The sequence below is a fragment of the Catellatospora sichuanensis genome (assembly GCF_007483665.1).
Taxonomy (GTDB): Bacteria; Actinomycetota; Actinomycetes; order Mycobacteriales; family Micromonosporaceae; genus Catellatospora; species Catellatospora sichuanensis.
Genome location: NZ_VIQO01000012.1, coordinates 76,694 through 98,593, shown reverse-complemented (window position 1 = coordinate 98,593; position 21,900 = coordinate 76,694). Strand labels below are relative to the sequence as shown.

Sequence of the window (21,900 nt, the reverse complement as noted above, 5' to 3'; positions counted from 1 at the left end):
GGTGGGCCGCGCTCATCACTGCACCGCCTCGGTCGGCCGGGGATAGCGGGTGCCGTTGAACGTGACCCGCAGCGTGTACACCGACGCGCCGGCGGTGATGAACAGGTGGTTGAGTTTCGGGCCACCGAAGGTGAGGTTGGAGACGGACTCGGGCAGCAGCAGCTTGCCGATGAGGGTCCCGTCGGTGTCGAAGCAGTGCACCCCGTCCCAGGCTGCCGCCCAGATCCGTCCCTTCTCGTCGACACGCATGCCGTCGAAGCGCCCGAAATCGCAGGTGGCGAAGATGTCGCCGCCGGTGAGACGTCCGTCGGCGGTCACGTCGAACACGCGGATGTGGCTGGGTTGCTGCCGGGTGTCGACGATGTACAGCTGCTGCTCGTCGGGGGAGAACGCCAGCCCGTTGGGGCGGCAGAAGTCGTCGGCGACGATGCTGAGGTCACCGGTCGCCGGGTCGAGGCGGAAGACGTAGCAGGCGTCACCGAACTCGCTGTCGCCGCGGTTGCCCTCGTAGTCGCCGCCGATGCCGTAGCTCGGGTCGGTGAACCAGATCGTGCCGTCGGCCCGGACCACGACGTCGTTGGGGCTGTTGAGACGCTTGCCCTGGTAGCGGTCGGCGAGCACGGTGACGGTGCCGTCGTGTTCGGTCCGGGTGACGCGCCGGTTGCCCTGCTCGCAGGTGATCAGCCGGCCCTGCCGGTCGACGGTGTTGCCGTTGGCGTACCCGGAGCCGTGCCGGAAGACGCCCACAGCGCCGGTGGTCTCGTCCCAGCGCAGCATCCGGTCGTTGGGGATGTCGCTCCACACCAGGTAGCGGCCCGCGGGGAAGTAGGCCGGACCTTCGGATTTGCGGGCGCCGGTGTGCAGGCGTTCGACGACGAAGTCGCCGTCGCAGGTGCCGAACCGCTGGTCGATCAGCTTGAACTCGGCCGGGATCGTGGGGTTCATGCTCGTGACTCCTCTGGATGATGTTCGACTTGAGCCTAGTCTCACCGATCCTGGTATGGTCAACGGGCGCGTTGTATGGATCACATTCGGAGGAGGCGAGATTCGTATGGTGGACGAGGTCGACCGCAAGTTGCTCAAACTGCTGCAGGAAGACGCGACACAGTCCTATGCCGTGCTGGGCAGGGCGGTGGGCCTGTCTGCGGGTTCGGCCCATGACCGGGTACGCAAACTGCGCGAACGTGCAGTGATCCGCCGTACGACCATCGACGTCGACCCGGCCGCCGTCGGCCAGGGCGTGTCCGCGTTCGTGATGGTCAACGCCAACGTATGGGTGGGCGACCAGCCCACCCGCGACGCGCTGCTGGCCATATCCGGCATCCAGGAGGCGCACATCGTCGCCGGAGCCGCCTCGCTGCTCGTGAAGGTCCGCACCGCGACCACCGAAAAGTTGCAGGCGACGCTACGCGAGATCTTCGCGGTGGACGGCGTGACCGGCACCGAGACCATCGTCGTCTTGGAGAGCTGCTTCGAACGACCGGTCGACGTGAGGTAGGAGATCGCTCTGCCAGGACGCCGAGGCAACCGCCCAGGTAGCGGCCATCAACGAGGGGCTGTGACCAGCACATCTGACGCCATGCCCGCTCCGAGGCGGCCGGCAGCTGATGAACCGCTCGCCCAAGCCTGAGCGCCACGGCGTCTCACGGGGGACACCTGTCGGCGCCGGTGACGTCAGGTAGACGTCAGGCAGAAGGGGTGGCCAGCAGGATCCAGCAGTACCCGCCAGCGTCCGTCGCCGGGCTGATGGTCCGGTTTGGCCGCGCCGAGTTCCAGGGCCAGCTCTTCCACCGCATCGAGGTCGTCAGCGCGGAAATCCAGGTGGAACTGTTGTGGTACGTCCTGACCGGGCCACTGCGGAGCCCGGTATCCGTCAACCCGCTGGAACCCCAGATCACAGCCGGAGTCGTCCGTCAGAGCGACGAACTCGTCCGTACTGAACAGTTCGCGCATCCCGGTCAGTGCACCGTAGAAGCCCGCCAGCGTCTGCGGGTCGGCACAGTCCAGAGTCACCCCTCGCAGTACAGCGCCTGGCACCATTCGCTCCTTAGCGTCCGCGCGTCTGTCCCCGTGAGCCGCCGCTGCACGCGATCACCGGCCACTGCGACACCGTACTCGCCACATCCACCGCTGAAGTAGCGGTTTACCGCTGCCTCAGCGCAACGGGTGGCTGTGACCGGCGCTTTCGATACACGCCCTCGTACTCCAGCCGGCGCTTGGTCTGCCAGCCGTAGCCCTGGAAGGTCTTGGAGTTCGCTGTTCGCGACAAAGCCCGAACTTGCCCTGGCCATGGTCGACGCCGCGACGTCCGGCCGTCGTGGAGTTACCGGCGGGGCATGGGCAGTACCGACACCTCCGGAAGGCACGCATCGTCGCGCATGTCCAGGACGGTCAGCACGACTGATGCGAGCGTTGCCGGCTGGATGCAGTCGGCAGCGCGGTACGGCCTGCCAAACTGGGCTCGTACCGTCTGCAGCAGCTCCGTCGCCGTGCCGCCCGGGTAGATCGTGGTCACCCGCAGCCCGTTGCGGGCTTCTTCCGCACGCAGCGAATCGGCCAGCTCGCGCAGCGCGGCCTTGCTCGCTGTGTAGGCCGACCACCGAGGCACGGCATGCAGGTTCGGCGCGGCGTTGACGAACACGACGTGGCCGACCGCTTCGCGCAGCGCGGGTAACAGGGCGCGCGTGAGTTCGGCGGCGGCCACGACGTTGACGGCCAAAGTCTCCGACCACATCGAATACGACGTCTCTTCGACGCTCGCGACGTCGGCGACTCCTGCGCAGTGCACCACCGCGTCCAGGCGACCGAGCCCGGCCAGTGGCTGAGGCAGGTCGGCCGGGTTTCGCAGATCAAGCAGCACCGGGCTGGTTCCTGGTACACCGCCGCACACCTGATCGAGTCGTGCAGCGTCTCGGCCGGCGGCCATCACATGGTAGCCGCGGTCCGTCGCGGCCCTTACCACGGCTGCGCCGATACCGCCGGTCGCACCCGTGACCAGCATCGTCCTCGCCACCCGGCTGATCTTTCCACACTCGCCGTATCCAGGCACCGCGGCGACGACGGAGGTCGTCTGGCCGGTGCTCAGCCGGTGCGCAAGCTACGCATGGCGCGGTCGTGGAACAGCTCGGTGAGGCGCGGCAGCGCCGCGAACATCCGGCCCCGGTCGGTCCTCTTGATCGGACGGCCGGCCGGAAGCGGCACGCGATCTCGCATGACCCGGTACTCCCGGCGCTCCAGTTCGTACCAGAGGCCCTCCTCCTCGGTGCCGGTGACGCGGTCCCAGGCGCACTCGGCGACGTGGAGGAACTCCTGGCAGTCGGCGACGTCGTTGCCCGTCGCGGTCACGGCCGTCGCGGCGGGCACGTCGGCGAGGCTGTCGGGGTCGGCGAGCGCGGCCTCGTACACCGCGCGGCCCTGCACGAGCAGCCAGTTGCGGAAGTAGAGGAACACGTCGTCGGAGTCGAACCCGCCGTTGATCAGAAAGCAGGCTGCCCGGAGGTCCTCGCGGTACGCCTCGTGTTCGAAGCGGTCGTGCAGCTGCGCGAAGTCGGCGATCTCAGCCGTCGGCAGCCAGCTGAGCGTCCTGGCCACGATCGCGGGAACACCGGACCAGTCCCCGCCGCAGCGGCGCCGGGCACCCCCGATGACGTTCCAGAAGCCGTCAACGTCCATCGCCGTCACGGGGTGTCAGCATGGCCCGGCCGGCGGCTCTCTCCTCGGCCGACGCCAGCCAGTTCAGGTACCACGCTCCGAAACCGACGGGTTCGTCGCCGTCGCCGAGCATCGGCGCCAGGTCATGCTCGTCGCACCGGTGGTCCCACCACATCTGCCCACGGGCCGGTCCGGTGACCACCAGCCAGGCCCGCTGCGCGCAGCCGTAGTGCACCAGGCAGATCGCACCGCTGTCCATCCCCGGCTCGGCGAGGACCGCGTACAGCCGCTCCTGCCACTGCTCCATGGCGGTGTCGAAGTTCTCGATCTCGTCGAATGCCTCCTCGTCGGGGCACTCGTCGGCCAACCGGTCCAGGATCTCGCCGTACGGGCGGTCCACCTGGAACGGCACCTTGACCAGGTCGTGCCGGGTCATGTCGGCGCCGTCGCCGTGCCAGCGCCAGGAGCCCGAGTCGTCGCGCCGGACCGGAAACACGCCGTACGCCGGACCGGCGCCGCCTGCCGAGACCTGGGTCAGGAACGTGCGGTAGTCCTCGGGCAGGCTCACGCCGAGGTGCCGCTCCAGGTCGTCGAGCTCGTCGGCGCTGAGCGGGGGTTCGAGGCGCATCTGGTGGTCTTCGGCGCCGAAGATCGCGTCGCGGTGGGGATGGCGGCTCAGGGACTCGACGCGTTCGCGTGCGCCGGACCAGTCGGTGTGCTGCATGCCGGCCTCTCGGGGCGTCAGTCGGACAGGGGGATGGCGGGGCGTACCAGCATCTGGTCCAGGTCCTCGGCGTCGTCCAGTGCCGTCCAGCGATCCCACGTGATTTCCACGCGCGCATCATGCCCCGACCCGCCGACATCGCGCGGCCCGGCAGGCTCCACGGCTTGCGGCTACCGACGACTAGAGGACCCAGCCGGGCTGCGGCCGTGGCACGATGTCGCGGTGGATCACGCCCTGACGCCTTCCGCAAACCATCTCCTCAAGCATCTGCGTGCCCGTTTTCCCGGGCGGGAGGCGATGGTGCTGGGTGCGCCGGACGGCCCGATCCACCGCCGTGTCCCCGGCTTCCATGTGATCCGGCTGGGCCCGGCACCGGGGGAGTACGGCTGGATCCACGTCACCGCGGGCCTGTGGGAGGCCACTCAGCACCATGGTCACGCGCTGGAGTTCGTGCTGCACGCACCGGAGGCATCGGACCGGCACGTTCAGACGCTGGCGATGTTGTCCTACTATCACGCGTCCGGTGGGAGTTTCGCGCTGGACCACGGCCACACCGTGCCCATCGGGCGGCCCTGGGTATCCGGCTCCGCCTGCGACCACATTCTGGTGAGCCTGCCCTACCCCTGGGGCCCTAGTTTGGAGGACTGCCAACTGCCAGACGGTGGGCACATCCGGGTGCTATGGCTGCTGCCGATCACCAAGGCCGAGCGGCAGTTCAAACGCGCCAACGGGCTGGAAGCGCTGGAATCACGCCTGGAGCAGGCCGGGATCGTGCCGACCGACCCGCACCGTGCATCAGTCGTCGACTCGCCGGGCCTGCTGCGCCGCGTCACGAGCCGTCTGCGAAGAGGACCAGCGTCCGACCCGCATCCATGGCGATCATGATCCGGGCTGGGCGGATGGACGACGCCGGTGACGTCGGAGTCGGTGGGTCGGCGCCCACCCGGTCAGGAGCAGCGGCGTGATGCTGCTCGGATGGGATGTGCGTTGAGCAGGCGTCGGTATGTAGCCCGCGGTGTCCCCGGCGGTTACCGGATTTGGGACAACCGAGCCCGTCGCTGGTGGGGCGAACTGTACGAGCTGTGCCCCGACGAACTGCTCACCGAGCTCAACGGTGAGGCGAACCACGAGAAGATCACTGCGCTGCTCAAGCGCTACCGGGCGCAGAAGCGCTGAAACCGGTTCTGCTGCCGTCGGACATGATCTCGAGTCTCGGGGCGAGCCGTCAGTCGCGCCTGGCGCGGCGGGAGCTGCGCTCGAAGTCGTCGGCGATCAGCACCGTGGCGACCAGGCCGGCGACGACGATGCTCAAGAACCACGTGGCGTCGTCGGTCAGCCAGGCTGTGAACGGTGCATACGCCGCCATCAGCAGGAACGCGGTCCACAGACCGCGCCGCTGCACAAGGCTCAGAAATCCAGTCATCGGGAAAGGGTGCCATCGTCGTATTACGATCGCGGACACTCTTTCGGATGATTCTGCGGTCAATCAGGTTTACCGGCCGGGCTCGACGGCAACAGCTGGGGGGCAATCGGTCAGGCGTCGGCGGCCAGGAGGGCCACTCCGGCAATAGCTCGCGCAGCCGCGGCGCCGAAATCCAAGTCCTGGCAGAGCGGCGGCCGTCGTGAACCGGCCGCATCGCCAGGGCCCTGGCAGTGGCGTCACGATCGCGGGTGGACAGGTGGCGGTGCGGCGAACACCGCCACAGGTGGATCGTCGGGGTCGTAGCGGTCCGACAGACCTTCGAAGGCCATGCCGGCCTTCTCGGCGACTCGGCGTGAGGCCACATGATCAGCGTGGATGAGCGCCACCAGCCGGTCGATGCCGTTGCGCCGGGCATGGGCCATCACCCCTAGCGCGATCTCAGTCGCGTAGCCATGCCCCCAATGGGGTCGGGCCAGGTGCCAGCCGACCTCGTGCTCCCCGGCGGGGCCGTTGACCGGGCGCACGCAGACGTCACCGACGAACACTCCATCGCGGGTCGTGACGGCCCAGAATCCGCAGCCCGGGCCGCGGTCGGCGACCGCCTGCCAGCGTGGAATGTCGGCGACGATGACTTCGACGTCGCGGGGTGGTTCGTCGCCGGTGAAGCGGCAGACCTCAGGGTCCGACCACATCGCGAAGGCTGCGGCGGCGTCGGCGTGGTCGAATGGCCGGACCGATAGCCGCTCGGTGCTGAAGACGACGGTGGACATCAGGGAAGGCTACGGGCAGCTGCCCGCCGGGCTCCGGCGCACCTCGTGCCCGGCGTATCGGGAATCTGGCGAGCCATCGGTGAACTGCGGGATCGGGAAGATGTGAATCCGTGATGTCGTTGTCGGTCATCGCCGATGATGGCCAAATGACGTCGAAATCTGAGTTAACCTCTGAAAAGGGTCGACTTGCCGAAGCCGATTCCGGTGCGCTGCCGTGGCGGGCCTGGGGGCCGTACCTGTCCGAACGCGCCTGGGGCACGGTGCGCGAGGACTACAGCGCGACCGGCGAGGCCTGGTCCTTCTTCCCACACGAGCACGCCCGGTCGCGGACCTACCGCTGGAACGAAGACGGCATGGCCGGCATCTGCGACGACGGCCAGCGGTTCTGCTTCGCGCTCGCGCTCTGGAACGGCCAGGACCCGATCCTCAAGGAACGCATGTTCGGCCTCACCGGCGCGGAGGGCAATCACGGCGAGGACGTCAAGGACTACTGGTGGTACGAGGATTCGACCCCGACCCACTCCCACATGAGCTGGCGCTACCACTACCCGCAGTCGGCGTTCCCGTATCGGGAACTGGTCGAGGTCAACGGCCGCCGGGGCAAGCACGAGCCCGAGTTCGAGCTGCTCGACACCGGTGTCTTCGCCGACGACCGGTACTGGTCGGTCACCGCCGACTACGCGAAGGCGTCCCCGACCGACATGTGCATCGTCGTGACGGTCGCCAACCGCGGGCCGGACGCGGCGACGATCCACGTCCTGCCGACGCTGTGGTTCCGCAACACCTGGGCCTGGGGCCGGCCCGGTCACGACGCGGTGCCGACGATCACCGGAGGCGGTGGCCGCCTCACCGCCGAGCACGAGGACCTGGGCACGATCGAACTGCTCGGCGACGGTACGCCGACGGCGCTGTTCTGCGACAACGAGACCAACACCGAGCTGCTGTGGAACGTGCCCGGCCGGTCGGCGTACCCGAAGGACGGCATCAACGATCACGTCGTCCGTGGGGCCGACACCGTCAACCCGGCGATGACCGGTACGAAGGCGGCGTTGCACTACGTGCTCGAGGTCCCGGCCGGTGAGTCGCGCCGGATCCGGTTGCGGCTGGCACAGCCCGCCGAAGACTCCACCGACCTCGGGGCGGGATTCACGAAGGTCATGGCCGACCGGCGGGCCGAGTCCGACGCGTTCTTCGCCGACCTGATGCCGGCCGGGACGACCGACGAGGAGGCTCGCGTCGTCCGCGGTGCGATCGCCGGCCTGATGTGGGGCAAGCAGTACTACCGCTACGACGTCGGCCTGTGGCTGGGCGGGGACCGGACCACCCTGACGCCGCCGGCCGAGCGGTTGAGCGGGCGCAACTCCGCCTGGTGGCACATGGCCGCCGCCGACGTCATCTCCATGCCCGACCCCTGGGAATACCCGTGGTTCGCGGCGTGGGACCTGGCGTTTCACTGCGTCGCGATAGCCCGCGTCGATCCGGCGTTCGCCAAAGAGCAGCTGCTCCTGCTCGTCCGCGACTGGTACATGCATCCCGAGGGTCAGATCCCCGCGTACGAGTGGGCGTTCGGTGACGTGAATCCGCCGGTGCACGCGTGGGCGGCACTGCGCGTGTTCGACCTCGACGGCGGCCGTGACTTCGGCTTCCTCGAACGGATCATGCACAAGCTGATGCTCAACTTCAACTGGTGGGTCAACCGCAAGGACGCCGACGGCGACAACGTCTTCGAGGGCGGTTTCCTCGGCCTGGACAACATCGGCCCGTTCGACCGGTCCGCGCCGCTGCCCGTGGCCGGCCGGCTCGAACAGTCCGACGGCACCGGCTGGATGGCGATGTACGCGGCGAACCTGCTCGAGATGGCCGTCCGCCTCGCCGTGCAGAACCCCAGCTACGTGGACATGGCGACGAAGTTCTTCGAGCACTTCGCGTACATCGCCTCGTCGGCGCGGACGCTGTGGAACGAGAAGGACGGCTTCTACTGCGACACGATCCGGATCGGTGGCGGAGAGCCGATCCCGATGCGGGTGTTCTCGATCGTCGGCCTGATCCCGCTCGTGGCGACGGTGACGTGGCGGGAGGGGACGTTCGGGCAGCTGTCGGAGCTGGTCGGCCGGGTCAACTGGTTCCTCGAGCACAAGTCGGCGTACGCGGCCGTCGTCGGCGAGCACCGGACCAGCGGATCCGGTGACCGGCACCGGCTGCTGTCGATGGTGACCATGGACCAGCTCGGGCCGATCATGTCCCGGATGCTCGACGAGGCCGAGTTCCTCAGCCCGTACGGCCTGCGCAGCATCTCGCGCATCCACGCCGCCGAACCGTTCGTGGTCAACCTTGGTGGACAGGACTACAGCGTCGACTACGAACCGGCCGAGTCCACGATCGGCGCGTTCGGCGGCAACTCCAACTGGCGCGGGCCGATCTGGATGCCGGTGAACTACCTGCTGATCGGCGCCCTGAAACAGTTCGGAGACTTCCTGGGGGACTCGGCGACGTTCGAGTATCCGACCGGGTCCGGGACCCGGCGCCGACTCGACGAGATCGCCGACGACCTGTCCGAGCGGATCATCGACATCTTCCTGCGGGATCAGGACGGCCGGCGGGCGCTCTACGGCGGGACCGAGCTGCTGCAGACCCACCCGGACTGGTGCGACCGCCTGATCTACCCGGAGTATTTCCACGGCGACAACGGCGCGGCGCTCGGCGCGTCGCACCAGACCGGCTGGACCGCGCTCGTCGCCGACCTGATCCTCGGCCGCCGCCCGGACCGCCGCCCGCACCTTCGCTGACGACCCTGAACGGGAGGGGGTCGTCGGCGTCAGGCGTCCTGCCCGGGTCGGCGACCCCCTCTCACCTGCAGGCCCAGCTCGCTGACCTGGCCGAGGTGCCGCAGCTTGTCAGGATTGACGATCGAGTGGATCGTCTGGACCCGCCCGTCGATGATGCCGAGCACAAGGACACCGACGAGCCGGTCCTGCGCGTCGAACGCCATGGCGCCCGGCTCGCCGTTGACCTCGATCAGCTGGATCCGCGCGCCGAAGCGCGCCAACGCCGACATCCCGGCCGCCATGGTCCGCGCCACCCGCTGCCTGCCGTCGACCGGCCGACCCAGCGCGGGCACCTTGCCACCGCCGTCGGCGTGCAACCTCACGTCCTGTGCCAGCAGTTCCTCCAGCACCCGCAGGTCGCCCTGCCCGGCGGCGGCGAAGAAGCTCTGCGCCAGTTCCTCTCGCTGCCGCCGAGAGCTCGTCGCGCTGCAGCGTCTGATGCGTGCACAGGAATGCCTCCTGCACCACGTCCTCGGCCTCGCTGACGCTGCCGAGCATCCGGTAGGCGATGGCGAGCGCCGTGGGACGCAGCTCGCCGTACAGCTCCGAGACGATCATCTGACCGAGCCGTGACGTGCCCTCGGCCTACCGGACGGCCGCACACCCGCCCGGTGGACCGGCGACCTGGCCGGTGGTGCGAGCACACCCGCCCGGCGGCCTGTTATGCCAGCTCGGGCAGGAAGGCGGCCAGGGCGCTGGTGGCCAGCGGCACGAAGGCGCTCAGCGCGGTCAGCGGCGAGCGCAGCAGTGACACGTCCAACTGCAGCAGTCCTTCCCATCGCTGGCGCTGCTCGTCCCATGCGGCATCGACGGCCAGCGTCGACGGGATCGGCGCGATCGCCTCGACCGCCAGGGTGGCCCGGGCCCGCCATGCGGCGAGCATCGGCACGGTCACCAGCAGCAGAACGAACGCGAACGCCGCGCCGTAGAGCAGCACGTGCACAGACGGGAAGGGATCTGGACCGTCCTTCTGGGGCGGGAACGCCTCCAGCGTGACGCCGCGCATGGCTCCGGTGGTGACGATGGCGGCGACGACGGCGAGTGCGAAGGCCAGCACACAGCGCGTGATCACCTCCCACAGCGCGAGGAGCTGCTGCAGCGGCGCATACAGCGGCGACGGCTCGGTTTGTGCCGGGGCGGGTTCGGCCGACACCCGCTCGATCTCCAGGCCGAGGTCACGGGTGCGCGCGTGCACCAGCCACACCTGCGCCAGCCATGGCACCAGGGCGAGCGCGCCGATGGCGACCAGGCCGGAGGTCCGCACGGTGACGTAGCCGATCGGCACCGGCTCACGCCGCGCGGCCACGGCGAGCGCGGCCAGGGTGACTCCGGTGGCGGCGACCGCCACGAAGAGCGCCGCCAGCCAGGTGAACACCGTGATACGCCGCCGGCCGGCCGGATCGGCCTCCCGCCGGCTCTGTCGCAGCTGGGCCACGCCGCGCGAGCCGACGACGAGGAACAGCAGCAGGCTGGCGGCGCCGACCCCCCGCCAGAGCAGCCAGCTCGTCGAGCCGGTCACCGCATGGCTGTGCGCGGTGCCCGTGTCGGCACGCCAGCCCAACAGCGGCACCGCAGTGACCAGCACCGCCACGGCTGCCAGGGTGTTGACCGCGGGCGCGAACGGCGCGAACTTCGACGACATGGCCGATCCTCGGGTCAGCGCGACATGACTGCCGGTGACTTTACGGTCTGCCGTCCACAGTGGCCATCCGTCATCGGAGCCGGTGCACCCGGACGATCGTGGCAAGGCCTTGCGCGCATCGAACTCGGCCGCATGTTCGAGCAGGTCACTTACCTGTACGAGCACGAACTCGCCGCGACGAACGAGGTGCCGGGCGTGACGGCGTTGTTCGTGCCTGCCCGGCCGGAGCCGGTCGCGATGTCGTCCACCGCCGTGCGGGCTCTACGAGGCTGAAGTGCTCAGGACGCCAGCGCTTTGGCCTTGAGGGCATCGAACTCGGCCTGGGTGATCGCTCCCGTGTCGAGCAGGGACTTGGCCTGCGCGATCTGGTCGGTGGGCGACATGCCCGTGCCGACAGCGGAGCGGATCTGCGCGTCCATCTGCTGCTTCATGGCCTGCTGCTGCTTCAGACTGCGCTCGGCCATCCCTCGGCCACGCACGATGACGTAGAGGAGGATGCCCAGGAAAGGCAGGAAGACGAGCAGGATGACCCACAGTGCCTTCACCCAGCCCGATATCGCGTGATCTCGGAAGAGGTCCGAGAAGATCATGATCAGCAGCCAGAACCAGATCACGAACAGGAAGAACTCGAACATCCAGAGAAGAAAGTCGCCGTTGCCGAACGACGACTGAGCCAAGGTCATCATTTGCTTCCCCGGACGTCGAAGGTCAATGACCCGGAGGGCTGTCGTCACCGGGTCCTTTCCACGCTATGGCACATCCGGCAACCATGTGACCAAACGGCTCAGAAGGGCCATTTCTGCGGCTGGTGCGGGCTGGCGAGCCGCCACACGGGAGGGTCGCCCCGGCGCAACGGCATAACCTGGGGAGAGGCCGCGTATCGGCCAAGGTGCGCGGTCCCGGAGCAGGAGCAGGGAGGCACACCATGACATTCATGCAGATCATCGACTGCAAGACCGAACGTCCCGATGACCTCAACCGGCTCATGGACACGTGGGTCGCGCAGACCGTCGGCAAGCGAACGGCCACCCACACGCTCATCGGCCGCGATCGCGACGATGCCGGCCACTACCTCGAGATCGTCGAGTTCCCGTCGTACGAGGAGGCCATGCGCAACTCGCAGCTGCCGGAGACCAGCCGGATCTTCGATGAGATCGTGGCGCTGTGCGGTGAGCCGCCGACCTTCACCAACCTGGACGTCATCCGCGACGAGCAGCTGAACAAGATGAACGCCCGGGTGTTCTTCGATCTGATCGCCTCCGAGGGCCGGCTGGAGCTGCTGCCGGACCTGTTCGCCGACGACTACTTCGGCCACGACCCCGCCGGCGAGGGCGAAACGGTCGGCATCGACGCACTGCGCGCACAGGTGGAGGGCTACCGCCGCGGGTTCGACTGCCAGTTCACCGTCGGGGCACAGGTCGCCGAGGGCGACGAGGTGGCCACCCGGTGGAGCTGGGCGGGAATGCACCACGGCGAGTTCCGGGGCGTGGCAGCGACGGGCCGGGAGTGCACCATGACCGGCATCGCGATCTTCCGGTTCGAGGACGGCAAGGTCAAGGAGGCGTGGTGGAACTGGGACAACCTGAGCCTGTACCGGCAACTCGGCCTTGTCCCGGAAGCTTCACCTATGCGAACCCAGTCATGAACGAGCGGGATCGAGCGCATCTTCCGGGGGAACTGCGGGACCGTCGGTGCGGGTATCCGTGAATGGCCGAGCTGGGAGAAAGTGCGTCCACCGACATTGGCGGACGTGCAGGCACCCGAGGCTGTTGGAGTCCTACCGCGAGCGCCGTCGGTGGCTGACCTTGATCCGATGCGTGCTCGGGGGGCGTTCGTTTCTGCAACGTTCGGGATACATCACACCTTGACTCCAGTCAGGGCGTTTATGTCCTTACGGGCCGCTCTTGTGTAAGACATAGGCCTTCACTACTGTGGGCCAGCAAGCGCTTTCCGGGCGGCGTGGCAGATTCGGCGGCTGCCCTCGGGAGCCGTGCGTCCAGAAAGGACACTTTTTATGAAACGATTCAAAATCGCTATGGCGGCTGTCGCGAGCGCGGCGCTGCTGCTCGCCGGTTGCGGCGGCGAACCCGAGGGGCCGAGCTCCGACTTCGATCCGAACGCACCGGTCACCCTCGATCTCGCGTTCTGGGGCAACGACACCCGGGCCGGCTTCTACAAGAACGCGATCGCGAAGTTCAACGAGAAGTACCCGAACATCACCGTCAACTCCACCTTCCTGCCCTTCCCGGAGTTCTGGGAGAAGCGCCAGATCGAGGCCGCAGGCCGTGACCTGCCCGACGTGATGCAGTTCGACTACGCGTACCTGCGCCAGTACTCGCAGAACAAACTCCTGCTCGACCTGAAGCCCTACCTGGGCAAGTACATCAAGACCGACGGGTTCGCCGAGTCGACGCTGGGCATCGGCGTCGTCAACGGCGTGACGACCGCGCTGCCGATCGGCACCAACGCGTGGGCGATGTTCACCAACACCGCTCTGATCAGCAAGTCCGGTGCCGGTGCGTACACGGGCGGTACGTCGTGGGACGAGTACGCGACGTGGATGGGCTCGGTGACGAAGGCCGGCGGCGGTTCGGTCTGGGGCGGCACCGACCCGACCGGACGCATCCAGAACTTCGAGATCTCCCTGCGGGCCAACGGCAAGAACCTGTTCGACGACGCGGGCGCGCCGCAGTTCACCAAGGCGGACCTGGCCGACTTCTGGGGCAAGGGCGCGCAGGTGCGGGGCACCGGCGCGACGATCCCGACCAAGCGCCTGCTCGAGGTGGCGCCCAAGTCCGGCTTCGGCGCCGGTCTGACGACAAGCGAACTGACCTGGGACAACTTCGGTGCCGGCTATGCCGGTGACCTCGGTGCCGCCGCGAGCGGTCTGGCGCTGACCGCCCCGCCCGTGACCAAGGCCGGCGCGAAGGACCTGTACCTCAAGCCGTCGATGCTGCACGCCATCGCGGCCAACAGCGAGCACCCGGAGGCGTCGGCGCTGCTGGTCGACTTCCTGGTCAACAGCCAGGAGGCGGGTGCCGTGTTCGGCACCAACCGGGGGCTGCCGGCGTCCTCGACGCACCTGGCCGGGGTCAAGCTCGACCCGCTCTCCCAGAAGATCCTCGACTACGAGACCTCGATCAAGGAGCGTCTGGGCCAGGCGCCGCCGGTTCCCGTGGTGGGCTACGGCTCCATCGAGGAGAAGTTCCGGCAGCTGGGCGAGGAGCTCGGCCTGGGCACGGTCACCGTCGAGCAGGCGGTGGACCAGTTCTTCAGCGAGATGGACACGATCCTCAAGAAGTAGGCGGGTGGCTCTGATCGCGCGCCCACGTCGGACCTGAACGAGCGGAGAACATGGTGACAGTCCCTACTTCTGCGGGGACGCCGACGGCGCGTGGCTCCGGCCGCACGACAGATCGTCGTGCGGCCGCAGCGCCCCACGCGCAGCAGCCGCTCGAGCCGGGGCGCCGCACCTCCGGGGGCGCTGCTGCGGCGGCACGGCGCGAAACGATCGCCGGGTACGGATTCCTGGCTCCGTGGCTCGTGGGGTTCTTCGGCCTCACCGTCGGGCCGATGGCCGTCTCGCTGTACCTGGCGTTCACCCGGTACGACATCTTCACCCCGCCGGAGTGGGTCGGGTTCGGCAACTTCGTACGGATGTTCACCGACGATCCGGTCTTCCTGCGTTCGGCGAAGGTGACCCTCGAGTACGTGCTCATCGGCACGCCGGTCAAGCTGGCCGCGGCGTTGGCGATCGCGCTGCTGCTCAACTCGATCACCCGCGGCTCGGGGTTCTTCCGATCGGCGTTCTACACCCCCAGCCTCATCGGGGCCAGCGTCTCGGTCGCGATCGTGTGGCGGGCGATGTTCGCCGGCGACGGCCCGGTCGACAGCTCGCTGCAGGTTCTGGGTATCGAGCTGGGCGGCTGGGTCGGTGACGTCGACCTGGCCATACCGATGATGATCATCCTGGTGGTCTGGCAGTTCGGCGCCCCGATGGTCATCTTCCTGGCCGGGCTCAAGCAGGTCCCCACCGAGCTGTACGAGGCGGCGCAGGTGGACGGCGCCGGCCCGGTCCACCGGTTCTGGAAGGTGACCGTGCCGATGCTGTCGCCGGTCATCTTCTTCAACCTGCTGCTGGAGACCATCCACGCCTTCCAGGTGTTCGGGTCGGCGTTCATCATCTCCAACGGCTCGGGCGCCCCGGGCGGCCAGCTCAACTTCATCACGATCTACATGTACAAGCGCGGCTTCGCCGACATGCAGATGGGCTACGCGGCGGCGATCGCCTGGATCGTCCTGGTCGTCGTCGCGATCATCGCAGCGATCATGTTCCGGACCGCCCGGTCGTGGGTGTACTACGCGGGAGACAATCGGTGACCACCGTCGAGCACGTCCAGCCCGGACACGAGACCGCCGAGATCACGGCACCTGACGCCGGTCCGGTGCGGCGCCGCGGGCGCCGCCGCGGCCTGGCGAGCACGATCGTGTGGTATCTGCTGCTGCTCGTGCTGGCCGCAGTCGTGCTCTACCCCCTGGTCTGGCTGTTCTTCGCCACGCTCAAGCCGTCGAGTGAGTTCGGCCGCAACAGCGGTCTGCTGCCGTGGGCGCCGACGCTGGACAACTACGCCCGGGTCTGGGACGGCATCGCGGGCATCCCGCTGTGGCGCTACGCTCTCAACTCGCTGATCGTGGCGTCCCTGGCCGTGGTCGGTACGCTGGGCTCCAGCGCGCTGGCCGGATACGCCTTCGCCCGCGTGGCGTTCAAGGGCTCCGGGATCTTCTTCGCCGCGATGATCGGAACGCTGCTCCTGCCGTTCCACGTGATCATCATCCCGCAGTACATCATCTTCAACCAGCTGGACCTGCTGGACACCTACGTCCCGCTGCTGATCGGCAAGTTCCTCGGCACGGAGGCGTTCTTCGTGTTCCTCATGGTGCAGTTCATCCGCAACATCCCGCGGGAACTGGACGAGGCGGCCCGCATCGACGGCGCCGGACACCTTCGCATCTTCTGGTCGATCATCGTGCCGCTGCTGCGACCGGCGCTGGTCACGGGCGGGATCTTCAGCTTCATCTGGACCTGGAACGACTTCCTCGGGCCGCTGATCTACCTCACCTCACCGGAGAACTACACCCTGCCGATCGCGCTGCGCCTCTACAACGACGCGACCAGCACCTCCGACTACGGCGCCACCGTCGCCGCGTCCCTGCTGTCCCTGATCCCGGTGCTGCTCTTCTTCCTGATCTTCCAGCGGATGCTGATCCGGGGCGTCGCCACCCAAGGCCTGAAGGGATGAAAGCCAGGCTTTCGACCGGTGAGGGCTTCGCGCTGCTCGGCGAGGTGCTGCTGACGGGCATCGTCGTCGGGCTGCTCGCACTGCCGGTGCTGACGCTGCCCGCTGCGCTGGCCGCCGGCATCGGCCACCTGCGGCGCTACGTCGACGACGAGGGATCCCCTCTCGCCGCGCTATGGCGTGACGCCCGGGCGGCCGCCGCAGGTGGTGCGGTGCTCGCGCTGGCAGCGCTGTTCGCAGCCACCGCAGCCGTGCTCGCGATCGGACTCGCGGGCGCCGACCCGACACCGGCGGGCGCTGTGATGGCGGTCGTCGGCTGGCTCGCCCTCGGCGTCATCGCGACCGCCGTCGTGATGGCGGCCGGAGCGTGGACCCGCGACGGCGGATGGCGGTCCGCAGTCCGCGGGCTGCGCGACCAACTGGACGCCGACCTGGCGGCGGCCCTGCACATATTCGTCGCAGTAGCCCTCACCGCAGTGCTGACCTGGCAGTACCTGCCGCTGCTCGTCCCGTCGCTCGGCGTGGTCGCGTTCGCGGTCGTCGCCGTGCAGCACCGCTCGCGCGGACGCGTGCCGTGACCGCGGCACGTGACCGGCGCCGGGCGCTCGGCGGGGTGCTCTACGGCGCCGACTACAACCCCGAGCAGTGGCCGGCCGACGTCTGGCCCGAGGACGTCGCCCTCATGCGACAGGCAGGCGTGACCTGCGTCAGCGTCGGCATCTTCGCCTGGGCGAGAATCCAGCCGACCGAGCAGAGCTTCGACTTCGCGTGGCTCGACCGGATCCTCGACCTGCTCCATGACGGCGGGATCGGGGTCAACCTCGCCACCGCGACCGCGTCGCCTCCACCGTGGGTCAGCAACCGCTACCCCGAGATCCTGCCGAGCGACGAGAACGGCGCGCGCTTCTGGCCGGGCAGCCGGCAGCACTTCGCGCCGTCGTCACCGCGCTACCGCCAACTCGCCGGGCGGCTGGTGCGCCGGATCGCCGAGCGGTACGCCGACCACCCGGCCGTGGTCCTGTGGCATGTGGGCAACGAGTTCGGCTGCCACCTGCCGATGGACTTCTCCGACGCCGCCCGCGACGCGTTCCGGGACTGGCTGCGCGACGCGTACGACGGCATCGACGCGCTCAACGACGCCTGGGGCACCGACTTCTGGTCCCAGCGCTACCACGACTTCGACGAGGTCTTCCCGCCGCGTAAGGCGCCGTACAGCCGCAACCCGGCGGCGATGCTGGACTTCCGCCGGTTCACCTCCGACATGTGGCTGCAGTGCTACCTGGCGGAGCGGCGCATCCTCCGTGACGCCGGGGCCGGCCAGCCGATCACCACGAACCTCATGGGGCCGTTCAAACCCGCCGACTACGCCCGGTGGGCGCCGCACCTCGACGTGATCGCCGACGACTGCTACCCGGATCCGGCCGACCCGCACGCGGTGCGTCACGCGGCATTCCAGCGCGACCTGATGCGCAGCCTCAAGCCGGGCGTGCCGTGGCTGCTCATGGAGCAGGCGGCCGATGCCGTCAGCTGGCGGCCGTTCAACCTGGGCAAGCGCCCCGGCCGGCTGGCCGCGGAGACCGCCCAGTGCATCGGCCGCGGCGCCGACGGCATCATGTTCTTCCAGTGGCGGCAGTCCCGCGCGGGCAGCGAGAAGTTCCACTCCGCGATGCTGCCGCACGCGGGCACCGGCACCCGGACGTGGCGCGACGTCGTGACACTGGGCGAGACCATCGCCGCCCTGCCCGCGTTGCCGCCACCCGGGCGCGACGCGCGGGTGGCACTGGTCTTCGACTGGGAGAACTGGTGGGCCGTCGAGGAACGGGACCACCCGACCACGCTGGACTACCTGGAGCTGGTCCGCCGCTGGTACCGGGCACTGCACCGCCGGCATCTGATGGTCGACATCGTCGCCGCCGAACGCGTCGACGACGGCTACGACCTGGTGATCGCGCCCCAGCTGTACCTGCTGCGGGAGGCCGGCGCGGCCACGCTGGCGTCGTTCGTCGAAGGGGGCGGAACACTGCTGGTGACCCCCTTCTCCGACATCGTCGACGAGCACGACCGGTTCCGTCCCGGCGGCTTCCTCACCCAGCTCGGCCCACTGCTCGGCATCCGCCTGACCGACTTCGGCGTGCTCGTCCCGCCCGGCGGCGTCGGCGTGGGGGAGCGGACGGCACCGTTCACCGACGCGCGCGGCACCGCGGTGGGCACACTGCTGGCCGAGGAGATCCACGCCGTCGACGCCGAGGTGGTGGCTGTGTTCGGCACCGGGGCGCCGGCCATGACCAGCCGCACGGTGGGCACCGGCCGCGCGCTGTACCTGGCGACGATCCCCGACGAGCAGGGTACGCAGCACCTGGTGGACGGACTGATCGAGCTGACCGGGGTCCGGCCGGTCGTCGAGGGCCTGCCGCCTTTCGTCGAGGCGGCCCGGCGGGGCGACCTGGTCACACTCGTCAACCACGGCGAGCGATCCGTGACGATCGCCGTCGGCGGCACCGACGTGCTCGCCCACGCCGAGGTCCGACACGTCGTTCTGGAGCCCGACGGCTTCGCCTTTCTGCATGTGCCCACCTCAGAGGAGTCACCGTGATCACCGTTGGGGAAGGTGCCCGGACCCACCGTATCGACCGGCGGATCTACGGCCAGTTCGCCGAGCACCTGGGTCGGTGCATCTACGAGGGACTCTGGGTCGGCGAGGGCTCGCCGATCGCCAACCGCAACGGCATCCGGTCCGACGTGGTGGCGGCGCTGCGTGCCATCAAGGTCCCACTCGTGCGGTGGCCGGGAGGCTGCTTCGCCGACGAGTACCACTGGCAACGCGGCATCGGGCCGCGGTCCGAGCGTGCCACGATGATCAACTCGCACTGGGGTGGGGTCGTCGAGTCCAACGCCTTCGGCACCCACGAGTACTTCGAGCTGCTCCACCAGCTCGACGCCGAGGCCTACATCACGGGCAACGTCGGCAGCGGCAGCGTCGCCGAGATGCGGGACTGGGTCGAGTACATCACGCTCGACGGCACCTCCCCGATGGCCGACCTGCGCAAGCGGCACGGGCGCGAGCAGCCGTGGCGGCTGCCCTACTTCGGCGTCGGCAACGAGAACTGGGGCTGCGGCGGGCACATGACACCACTGCACTACGCCAACCACTACCGGCAGTACCAGACCTATGTGCGCCGGTACGGCGAGCACCCGATCTACAAGATCGCGTGTGGGCCGAACAACGACGACTACGAGTGGACCGAGGTGCTGATGGCGACCGCCGGCTCGCTCATGGACGGGCTGAGCCTGCACTACTACACGATCCCGAGCGGCGACTGGGAGGCCAAGGGATCGGCGACCGACTTCGGCGAGCGCGAATGGTATGACACCATCGACCGCACCAGGAAGATGGCGACCCTGCTCGAACGCCACTCGGCCATCATGGACCGGCACGACCCGGCCAAGCGCGTAGGTCTGATCGTCGACGAGTGGGGGACCTGGTACGACCCGACCCCCGGCACGAATCCCGGGTTCCTGCACCAGCAGAACACGATCCGCGACGCCGTGGTCGCGGCGCTGAACTTCAACATGTTCCACCGGCACGCCGACCGGGTCCGGATGACGAACATCGCCCAGATGGTCAACGTCTTGCAGGCGATGCTGCTCACCGACGGCCCCGACATGATCAGAACACCGACGTATTGGGCGTTCGATCTGTACACCGACCACCACGACGCATGGTTCGTCGACGCCCGACCCGCGCCGGGCGACGCGCCCGGCACGATCGGCGCACACGGCGACTACACGGTCTCGTGGAAAGACGACGCGCACACCATCTCCGTGACCAACGCGGGCCTGGACGCCGACATCGCGGCCGACGTCGAGCTGCCCGGCCGCGTCGCGACCGTGCACCGCGCCCGGATCCTGACCGGCCAGAGCGCTGCCAGCCACAACACGTTCGACGCTCCGGACACGGTGCAGCCCGCCGACTTCGAGGAATACCAGATCGAGGGATCGCGGCTGCGCTTCACCGTGCCCCCGCGGAGCATCGTCACGATGCGGGTCGCCTAACGTGCCGCCGACCGTCACCGAATCACCTGGAGGAGGAACCGGCGTGCGGAGATTCGACGTCGCGATCGTCGGCACCGGCGCCGTCGCCGCGCTTCACGCCGAGGCGCTGAGCGGGCTCGCCGGCCGCGCCCGGGTCGTCGCGGCAGTCGACGTCGACGAGCAACGCCGGACGCAGTTCGGGACACGCTTCGGCGTCCGGCGGCTGCACCGTGACCTCGACGAGCTGCTCGCCGCCGGGCCACCCGACATCGTCGTCCTGTGTACCCCGCCCGGCCTGCACGCCGAGCAGGCCATCACGTGCCTGGACCGCGGGATCACCGTGCTGTGCGAGAAGCCGCCGGCGTTGAGCCTCGCCGAACTCGACCGCATCACCGCGCACACGGCGGCCGACGGCCCCTACTTCGCGACGGTGTTCCAGCAGCGCTTCGGCAGCGGCGGGCTCGCACTGGCCGGCCTGTGCCGCGACGGCGGATTCGGCAGACCGACCGCCGCCGTCTGCGACACCCTCTGGCACCGCCCCGACGAATACTTCGCGCTGCCGTGGCGCGGCCGGTGGGAGACCGAGGGCGGCGGACCGACCATGGGACACGGCATCCACCAGATGGACCTGATGCTCGCCGTCCTCGGGCCGTGGTCCGAGGTGGTCGCGATCGCGGCCCGCCAGGCCCGGCCGACGGCGACCGAGGACCTCTCCTGCGCGCTCGTCACCTTCGAGAACGGGACGATCGCCACCGTCGCCAACAGCCTGGTGTCGCCCCGCCAGACCAGCTACCTGCGCTTCGACTTCACGCAGGCGACCGCCGAACTGACCCACCTGTACGGCTACCGCGACGCCGACTGGGCGGTGACCGGCGCCCCGGGCCACGAGGAGCGGGTCGGCACGCTGTGGACGTCCCGGCTCACCGGCGTCGACAGCGGCCATGCCGCGCAGTTCCGGCACGTTCTCGACGCGCTTGAGGCGTCCGTGCCACCGCCGGTCACCCCGGCGGACGCGCGGTCGACCATGGAACTCGTCGCCGCCGTCTACGCGTCCGCGTTCACCGGCCGCAGGGTGCGGCGCGGTGAGATCGGCCCCGGGTCGCCGTTCTACGAGCGGATGGCCGGCACCGGCGCGCCATGGCCCGCCCCGGCCGAAGCCGTCACGGGGCCAGGCCCAGTTGCCGGTCCAGGTTGAACACCTCAGGCAGGACCTGCATGGCATGGTCGGGCCGACCGGACTCGAAGAACTCCGCCATCTCGGCCTGCCAGCGGGCGTTCACGTCGGTCGCCTCCATCGCGGCCTGTGCCGCGGCGAAGTCGTCGGTCAGCAGCACGCCTACCAGCAGCCCGTCGTCGCGGAGGAACAGCGAATAGTCGTGCCAGCCCGCGTCGCGCAGCGCGTCGAGCATCTCCCGCCACACGGGGGAGTGGCGGCGCCGGTACTCCTCAAGGCGATCGGGCTTGACCTGGAGCGTGAAGCAGATCCGGTGCATGGCATACCTCGTGGTGGGGTCTGGAGACGACATGAAACGTACT

General features: G+C 68.9%; 24 protein-coding genes and 1 pseudogene. 13 read left to right on the top strand and 12 right to left on the bottom strand.

The genetic code is table 11. The features are described 5' to 3' along the window. Positions 1–15: 15 nt before the first annotated feature. Entirely contained in the window at positions 16–945 is a 930-nt protein-coding gene (locus FLL47_RS23740; RefSeq protein WP_144122772.1) for an SMP-30/gluconolactonase/LRE family protein, read from the bottom strand. A 106-nt stretch (positions 946–1,051) separates the two neighbouring features. Here FLL47_RS23740 and FLL47_RS23735 point away from each other — a divergent pair, with 106 nt between their 5' ends. Beyond that, positions 1,052–1,498, top strand: coding sequence for an Lrp/AsnC family transcriptional regulator (locus FLL47_RS23735; RefSeq protein WP_144122771.1), 447 nt, complete (start codon positions 1,052–1,054; stop codon positions 1,496–1,498). Between the two features lie 176 nt (positions 1,499–1,674). On the opposite strand, the gene FLL47_RS23730 is transcribed toward FLL47_RS23735, so the two are convergent. The 4 genes from FLL47_RS23730 to FLL47_RS23715 form a co-directional block, all read right to left on the bottom strand. Beyond that, a complete protein-coding gene (locus FLL47_RS23730) occupies positions 1,675–2,013 on the bottom strand; it encodes a VOC family protein (protein WP_246158510.1) in 339 nt (112 codons plus the stop codon). Positions 2,014–2,323: 310 nt separating this feature from the next. Continuing rightward, entirely contained in the window at positions 2,324–3,001 is a 678-nt protein-coding gene (locus FLL47_RS23725) for an SDR family oxidoreductase (protein WP_144122997.1), read from the bottom strand. 80 nt (positions 3,002–3,081) lie between these two features. Next, positions 3,082–3,672 carry a DUF4240 domain-containing protein gene (locus tag FLL47_RS23720; RefSeq protein WP_246158551.1) on the bottom strand — a complete coding sequence of 197 codons (591 nt, stop codon included), beginning with the start codon at positions 3,670–3,672 and terminating at the stop codon, positions 3,082–3,084. Beyond that, positions 3,662–4,375 carry an SMI1/KNR4 family protein gene (locus FLL47_RS23715; RefSeq protein ID WP_144122769.1) on the bottom strand — a complete coding sequence of 238 codons (714 nt, stop codon included), beginning with the start codon at positions 4,373–4,375 and terminating at the stop codon, positions 3,662–3,664. The genes FLL47_RS23720 and FLL47_RS23715 overlap by 11 nt, the downstream gene beginning before the upstream one ends. Positions 4,376–4,597: 222 nt before the next feature. Here FLL47_RS23715 and FLL47_RS23710 point away from each other — a divergent pair, with 222 nt between their 5' ends. Together FLL47_RS23710 and FLL47_RS23705 are read left to right on the top strand one after the other, a co-directional pair. After that, the gene (locus FLL47_RS23710) at positions 4,598–5,260 is read left to right on the top strand and encodes a suppressor of fused domain protein (protein WP_222106165.1); all 663 of its coding nucleotides are present in this window, start codon (positions 4,598–4,600) and stop codon (positions 5,258–5,260) included. Positions 5,261–5,362: 102 nt separating this feature from the next. After that, the gene (locus FLL47_RS23705) at positions 5,363–5,551 is read left to right on the top strand and encodes a hypothetical protein (protein WP_144122768.1); all 189 of its coding nucleotides are present in this window, start codon (positions 5,363–5,365) and stop codon (positions 5,549–5,551) included. A gap of 49 nt (positions 5,552–5,600) precedes the next feature. Here the strand turns inward: FLL47_RS23705 and FLL47_RS23700 are convergent, their stop codons facing one another. Then, positions 5,601–5,798 carry a hypothetical protein gene (locus FLL47_RS23700; protein WP_144122767.1) on the bottom strand — a complete coding sequence of 66 codons (198 nt, stop codon included), beginning with the start codon at positions 5,796–5,798 and terminating at the stop codon, positions 5,601–5,603. A gap of 236 nt (positions 5,799–6,034) precedes the next feature. Continuing rightward, on the bottom strand, positions 6,035–6,568 hold the full coding sequence (locus FLL47_RS23695; RefSeq protein WP_144122766.1) for a GNAT family N-acetyltransferase: 534 nt from the start codon (positions 6,566–6,568) through the stop codon (positions 6,035–6,037). A gap of 146 nt (positions 6,569–6,714) precedes the next feature. Here FLL47_RS23695 and FLL47_RS23690 point away from each other — a divergent pair, with 146 nt between their 5' ends. Then, positions 6,715–9,354, top strand: coding sequence for an MGH1-like glycoside hydrolase domain-containing protein (locus FLL47_RS23690; protein ID WP_186315874.1), 2,640 nt, complete (start codon positions 6,715–6,717; stop codon positions 9,352–9,354). Positions 9,355–9,383: 29 nt separating this feature from the next. On the opposite strand, the gene FLL47_RS44185 is transcribed toward FLL47_RS23690, so the two are convergent. The 3 genes and pseudogenes from FLL47_RS44185 to FLL47_RS23680 form a co-directional block, all read right to left on the bottom strand. Then, positions 9,384–9,743: a sigma-70 family RNA polymerase sigma factor family protein gene (locus FLL47_RS44185; RefSeq protein ID WP_246158508.1), complete on the bottom strand. Its 360-nt coding sequence runs from the start codon at positions 9,741–9,743 to the stop codon at positions 9,384–9,386. Between the two features lie 88 nt (positions 9,744–9,831). Further along, positions 9,832–9,951 (bottom strand): annotated as a pseudogene (locus FLL47_RS45215) (sigma factor); the annotation flags it as partial. 103 nt (positions 9,952–10,054) lie between these two features. Further along, entirely contained in the window at positions 10,055–11,035 is a 981-nt protein-coding gene (locus FLL47_RS23680; RefSeq protein ID WP_144122765.1) for a hypothetical protein, read from the bottom strand. A gap of 132 nt (positions 11,036–11,167) precedes the next feature. Here FLL47_RS23680 and FLL47_RS23675 point away from each other — a divergent pair, with 132 nt between their 5' ends. Further along, positions 11,168–11,308, top strand: a complete 141-nt coding sequence (locus FLL47_RS23675) for a hypothetical protein (RefSeq protein ID WP_186315873.1) — start codon at positions 11,168–11,170, stop codon at positions 11,306–11,308. Between the two features lie 5 nt (positions 11,309–11,313). Here FLL47_RS23675 and FLL47_RS23670 read toward each other — a convergent pair whose 3' ends face one another. Then, a complete protein-coding gene (locus FLL47_RS23670) occupies positions 11,314–11,718 on the bottom strand; it encodes an SHOCT domain-containing protein (RefSeq protein WP_144122764.1) in 405 nt (134 codons plus the stop codon). 242 nt (positions 11,719–11,960) lie between these two features. Between FLL47_RS23670 and FLL47_RS23665 the strand changes: the two genes are divergently transcribed. The 8 genes from FLL47_RS23665 (at position 11,961) to FLL47_RS23630 (ending at position 21,559) form a co-directional block, all read left to right on the top strand. Next, positions 11,961–12,680: an ester cyclase gene (locus tag FLL47_RS23665; RefSeq protein ID WP_144122763.1), complete on the top strand. Its 720-nt coding sequence runs from the start codon at positions 11,961–11,963 to the stop codon at positions 12,678–12,680. Positions 12,681–13,049: 369 nt separating this feature from the next. Continuing rightward, positions 13,050–14,339, top strand: a complete 1,290-nt coding sequence (locus FLL47_RS23660) for an ABC transporter substrate-binding protein (protein WP_144122762.1) — start codon at positions 13,050–13,052, stop codon at positions 14,337–14,339. Between the two features lie 269 nt (positions 14,340–14,608). Continuing rightward, positions 14,609–15,415 (top strand): carbohydrate ABC transporter permease, encoded by an 807-nt coding sequence (locus FLL47_RS23655; RefSeq protein WP_246158507.1) that lies wholly within the window; start codon positions 14,609–14,611, stop codon positions 15,413–15,415. Then, the gene (locus FLL47_RS23650) at positions 15,412–16,335 is read left to right on the top strand and encodes a carbohydrate ABC transporter permease (RefSeq protein ID WP_144122760.1); all 924 of its coding nucleotides are present in this window, start codon (positions 15,412–15,414) and stop codon (positions 16,333–16,335) included. The genes FLL47_RS23655 and FLL47_RS23650 overlap by 4 nt, the downstream gene beginning before the upstream one ends. Further along, positions 16,332–16,910: a hypothetical protein gene (locus FLL47_RS23645; RefSeq protein ID WP_144122759.1), complete on the top strand. Its 579-nt coding sequence runs from the start codon at positions 16,332–16,334 to the stop codon at positions 16,908–16,910. Before FLL47_RS23650 ends, FLL47_RS23645 begins: the two co-directional genes overlap by 4 nt. After that, complete coding sequence (locus FLL47_RS23640; protein WP_222106163.1) at positions 16,907–18,925, top strand: beta-galactosidase; 2,019 nt, start codon at positions 16,907–16,909, stop codon at positions 18,923–18,925. Before FLL47_RS23645 ends, FLL47_RS23640 begins: the two co-directional genes overlap by 4 nt. Continuing rightward, positions 18,922–20,385 (top strand): alpha-N-arabinofuranosidase, encoded by a 1,464-nt coding sequence (locus tag FLL47_RS23635; protein WP_144122758.1) that lies wholly within the window; start codon positions 18,922–18,924, stop codon positions 20,383–20,385. The genes FLL47_RS23640 and FLL47_RS23635 overlap by 4 nt, the downstream gene beginning before the upstream one ends. Positions 20,386–20,428: 43 nt before the next feature. After that, complete coding sequence (locus FLL47_RS23630; protein WP_144122757.1) at positions 20,429–21,559, top strand: Gfo/Idh/MocA family protein; 1,131 nt, start codon at positions 20,429–20,431, stop codon at positions 21,557–21,559. Here the strand turns inward: FLL47_RS23630 and FLL47_RS23625 are convergent. Beyond that, positions 21,525–21,890 carry an L-rhamnose mutarotase gene (locus tag FLL47_RS23625; RefSeq protein ID WP_246158505.1) on the bottom strand — a complete coding sequence of 122 codons (366 nt, stop codon included), beginning with the start codon at positions 21,888–21,890 and terminating at the stop codon, positions 21,525–21,527. The genes FLL47_RS23630 and FLL47_RS23625 overlap by 35 nt on opposite strands. Positions 21,891–21,900 lie beyond the last annotated feature (10 nt).

Bases quoted from the DNA above. Each gene is read 5' to 3' on its own strand.
- FLL47_RS23740 (WP_144122772.1), bottom strand. From the start codon at position 945: ATGAACCCCACGATCCCGGCCGAGTTCAAGCTGATCGACCAGCGGTTC.
- FLL47_RS23735 (WP_144122771.1), top strand. From the start codon at position 1,052: ATGGTGGACGAGGTCGACCGCAAGTTGCTCAAACTGCTGCAGGAAGAC.
- FLL47_RS23725 (WP_144122997.1), bottom strand. From the start codon at position 3,001: ATGCTGGTCACGGGTGCGACCGGCGGTATCGGCGCAGCCGTGGTAAGG.
- FLL47_RS23720 (WP_246158551.1), bottom strand. From the start codon at position 3,672: ATGGACGTTGACGGCTTCTGGAACGTCATCGGGGGTGCCCGGCGCCGC.
- FLL47_RS23715 (WP_144122769.1), bottom strand. From the start codon at position 4,375: ATGCAGCACACCGACTGGTCCGGCGCACGCGAACGCGTCGAGTCCCTG.
- FLL47_RS23700 (WP_144122767.1), bottom strand. From the start codon at position 5,798: ATGACTGGATTTCTGAGCCTTGTGCAGCGGCGCGGTCTGTGGACCGCG.
- FLL47_RS23695 (WP_144122766.1), bottom strand. From the start codon at position 6,568: ATGTCCACCGTCGTCTTCAGCACCGAGCGGCTATCGGTCCGGCCATTC.
- FLL47_RS23690 (WP_186315874.1), top strand. From the start codon at position 6,715: ATGACGTCGAAATCTGAGTTAACCTCTGAAAAGGGTCGACTTGCCGAA.
- FLL47_RS23680 (WP_144122765.1), bottom strand. From the start codon at position 11,035: ATGTCGTCGAAGTTCGCGCCGTTCGCGCCCGCGGTCAACACCCTGGCA.
- FLL47_RS23675 (WP_186315873.1), top strand. From the start codon at position 11,168: ATGTTCGAGCAGGTCACTTACCTGTACGAGCACGAACTCGCCGCGACG.
- FLL47_RS23670 (WP_144122764.1), bottom strand. From the start codon at position 11,718: ATGACCTTGGCTCAGTCGTCGTTCGGCAACGGCGACTTTCTTCTCTGG.
- FLL47_RS23665 (WP_144122763.1), top strand. From the start codon at position 11,961: ATGACATTCATGCAGATCATCGACTGCAAGACCGAACGTCCCGATGAC.
- FLL47_RS23660 (WP_144122762.1), top strand. From the start codon at position 13,050: ATGAAACGATTCAAAATCGCTATGGCGGCTGTCGCGAGCGCGGCGCTG.
- FLL47_RS23655 (WP_246158507.1), top strand. From the start codon at position 14,609: ATGGCCGTCTCGCTGTACCTGGCGTTCACCCGGTACGACATCTTCACC.
- FLL47_RS23645 (WP_144122759.1), top strand. From the start codon at position 16,332: ATGAAAGCCAGGCTTTCGACCGGTGAGGGCTTCGCGCTGCTCGGCGAG.
- FLL47_RS23625 (WP_246158505.1), bottom strand. From the start codon at position 21,890: ATGTCGTCTCCAGACCCCACCACGAGGTATGCCATGCACCGGATCTGC.